Raw genomic sequence first — 3,250 nt, forward strand, 5'->3', positions numbered from 1 at the left:
CGGCGAGGCTATGCGCGCCCATTGCAGGGCGCCGAAGACAATATAGTCGCTGAACAGCGGCGACGCGCCGCCGATGAATGGCTGATGGAAGAGCGTCGAGCGCAATGGCTCCAGCGAGGCTCTGAAATTGCCGAGCCCGGCCTCCCTGGCGGCCATCACCTCCTCCAGCTGTTTGCCAAGACGCTGCTCCCGGCTCTGGCGGAAATAGACGGCGTTTTCCGCGTCCTGCATGGCATGGAGGTCCATGATGGCCGCGGTGGTCACGTAGGGATGAATGGTCACTTGCGACCAGCGTTCGACGAAGCGCGCCATCGCCTTGCCGCCTTCACCGCCAAACAGCGTCGGCCGGTCCGGATAGGCCTCATCGAGATAGAGCGCGATATCGAAGGAATCCGCGAGGACTGTCTCGCCGTCGCGGATCACCGGAACGGTTTTCGAAACGCCGCCCTCGACAGCAGGCACCTCGAGAAAGCGCGTCGGTACGGTTGATATGTCGAGCCCCTTGTGGGCAAGCGCCATCACCACCTTCCAACAATGCGGGCTGAACGGACGTGTGGTGTCGCGTCCGACGAGATCATAGAGCAGAATGGTCATTGGCGGCGGCGTTCCTGCGGGTTAGGTAGGCCCCGCATCGACGTGAGCCGAGGGAAGCCATGAGACAGCATTTCATGATGTTTGCGGCCTATAATCAATGGGCCAACGGTCGCATCTATGATGCCGCCGCCGAACTCGATGATGAGGAATTCAACCGCGATGTCGGCGCCTTCTTCGGCTCGATGATGGGCACGCTCAACCACCTTTTGACGGCCGACCGGATCTGGATGAAGCGCTTCACCGGCGAGGGCGACGCGCCGACGACACTGGATGCCATCCTGCATCGGGGGTTGACCGGCCTGCGGGCGGCGCGTGAAGCCGAGGACAGGAGGATCATCGATTGGGTCGGCGGCCTCAATGACAAGGCGTTGACGGGCCGCTTCACCTACATGACCGTTTCGGACATGCGCACCGTCTCGCAAAGGCTGGCGCCGGCGCTGGATCATGTCTTCAACCACCAGACCCACCATCGCGGCCAGGCGCATACGATCCTGACCATCCTGGGACGGCCAAGCCTGGGGTTGGACCTGATGCTTTTTCAGCGGACCGAGGAGGGCAGAGCTTTCGCCTGATTCGGTGCCGTCCGAAGGTCGAAGAGCTTGCGCCTACTATCGCTGCATTTTGTGCTGCAGCATTGTCTTTGCATCAGAATTAGCCGGCACACCGGATACTTGCCCGAGATTCAGGCGGCCGTCGAAGCCTCGCCCCTGATTTCGCTGTCCAGTTGGCACTGCGTCAGAGCCGCTTCCGCCATCACCCACTGCTTGAACAACTGGACCTTGCGTGCGGCAAGGCCTCTCAGCGGGGAAACAAAATACCAACCAGCCGTGTTCGGGTGGTGGACGGCGAAGGGAGCCACCAGCCTTTCGGCGCGGATGTCGCTGGCCATATAGGCACGGTTGGCCACCGCAAAGCCCATCCCGGAATTGGCTGCCTCGTAGGACATCATGCACGAGTCGAAATAGATGCTCTTGGTCTCGCTGAGCACGAAGCTGGCGCCGGCGAAACCAAGCCAGGATTGCCAATTCTGGGTGCAGGTGTCGGAATGCAGCAGGGTGAAGTGCTTGAGGTCGTCCGGTGTCACTTTCGACAGCCGCTTATCGCCGAGAACTTCGTGGAACAGCTTGCGGCTGCACACCGGTGTCAGGTCTTCGCGAAACAGCAGATCGGATTGCAGCCCGTGAAAGTGACCGTCGCCATAACGGATTTCGAGATCGAATTCCGAGGCCGTGAACTCATGCGTAGCGTAGGAGGTCGAGACCCGCATCACGATATCGGGATATTGCTGCTGGAACAGCGGCAGGCGCGGAAACAGCCAGCGTGCCGCAAAGGTCGGCAGCACCGATATTTTTAGCACATGCTCCTGCGATTGCCCGGTCGCTTCCATGCTGGCGGCGACGATTCGCTCCAGCGCCTCGCGAACGCGCGAGACATAGGTCTCGCCCTCCGGCGTCAACGACACCGCATTGCCGCCGCGCTGGAAAATCTTGAAACGAAGCTGATCCTCAAGGCTTTTCACGCGCTGGCTGACCGCTGAAGCGGTAATAAACTGTTCTTCGCCGGCACGCGTGAAATTACCGTGCCTCGCAGCACTCTCCACGATTTTAAGCGAATTGAGGTTGACCTGACTGAGCAGACGCACGGTTTCGACCTTAAGCTTGGCTTACACTAGCACCAGCATTCCTAATTTTACAGGGGTGGGTGAATTAATCGACTGTTTACCAAGTGTTGCCCCCATCCTGGAGAAGTACAATGAACGCCCATACCATTCCCGAACTGCGTTATGCGATGAGCCGCGAAGCCATTATCGGCCATGAAACCGCCTGGAAAGTGTCGAGTTTCGGTGTCGCGCAATATCTGCACGGCTATGACCCGGCACTGCTTGCAGCTATCGAGGAGGCTGCCCTGAAGCTCAAGGCCAGCCATGCCGTGCACAAGCACCTCGATCTGACCTTCATCACCGGGGCCGACCGTTTCATCCCCGAGATCAAGGAATTGCTGCATGACAAGCTGCGCCTGGAGCGGCTGTCCGACATGACGGGCACCAAGCTGGAGCCCTATCCGCTGTCGATCGTCGGCTCGACGGTCACCTTCATGAATCCCAACGACGGCGCCGTGGAGTGGCATTGCGATGGCGTTCCGGTGACCGAGCTCATTCCGCTGTCGATCAGCAATCCGCTGGTCGGCGGCCATCTCGAAATCTTCTGCGACGACTCCGAAACCGGCCGCGCCATTCTCGAAGCCGGCCGCGAGATCCCGCGCAACAGTGTCATGCGCATCGATCACAAGATGAACTACGCGACGCTCGGCCAATTCCTGGGCGTCCTGCATCGCACCGCTCCGATCCGGTTCGGCGAGCGCGTCACGCTGGTGCTCAACCAGCGCTCGGTGGCCAAACCCTATGTCGACGATAACAGAATGTTCTATCTCGCCGCCGACAACGACCACGACCGTGAGTGGGTCAGCGAACTGGCCGAAGATGTCTGGACCAATCAGCTGCCGGCCTATCGTCGGTTCGAGGCGGAGCATCCCGTGCCCACCGCCGTCGAGGCACCGGTTCCGGGCGGCGCCAGGGAATCATGGTAATGAACCATGACCCCGAAAAGTCGGAACCGGTTTTCGGACAGGATCATGGTCGAACAGCAACATAGAGTCC

General features: G+C 60.2%; 4 protein-coding genes. 2 read left to right on the plus strand and 2 right to left on the minus strand.

Annotated elements, in window-relative coordinates:
* A partial coding sequence (locus tag EN964_RS29705) for a glutathione S-transferase family protein (RefSeq protein ID WP_164776077.1) occupies positions 1 to 594 on the minus strand: 594 nt, incomplete at its 3' end.
* Positions 595 to 653: 59 nt separating this feature from the next.
* Between EN964_RS29705 and EN964_RS29710 the strand changes: the two genes are divergently transcribed.
* On the plus strand, positions 654 to 1,166 hold the full coding sequence (locus EN964_RS29710; protein ID WP_013532473.1) for a DinB family protein: 513 nt from the start codon (positions 654 to 656) through the stop codon (positions 1,164 to 1,166).
* Positions 1,167 to 1,276: 110 nt separating this feature from the next.
* Here EN964_RS29710 and EN964_RS29715 read toward each other — a convergent pair whose 3' ends face one another.
* Entirely contained in the window at positions 1,277 to 2,236 is a 960-nt protein-coding gene (locus EN964_RS29715) for a LysR substrate-binding domain-containing protein (protein WP_027037936.1), read from the minus strand.
* 110 nt (positions 2,237 to 2,346) lie between these two features.
* On the opposite strand from EN964_RS29715, the gene EN964_RS37900 reads away from it, so the two are divergent.
* Entirely contained in the window at positions 2,347 to 3,180 is an 834-nt protein-coding gene (locus EN964_RS37900; RefSeq protein WP_164749112.1) for a hypothetical protein, read from the plus strand.
* The last annotated feature ends 70 nt before the right edge of the window (positions 3,181 to 3,250 follow it).

The organism is Mesorhizobium sp. M7A.F.Ca.CA.001.10.2.1, from assembly GCF_003998575.1.
In the GTDB taxonomy this organism is placed as follows: Bacteria; Pseudomonadota; Alphaproteobacteria; order Rhizobiales; family Rhizobiaceae; genus Mesorhizobium.

Bases quoted from the DNA above. Each gene is read 5' to 3' on its own strand.
- EN964_RS29710 (WP_013532473.1), top strand. From the start codon at position 654: ATGAGACAGCATTTCATGATGTTTGCGGCCTATAATCAATGGGCCAAC.
- EN964_RS37900 (WP_164749112.1), top strand. From the start codon at position 2,347: ATGAACGCCCATACCATTCCCGAACTGCGTTATGCGATGAGCCGCGAA.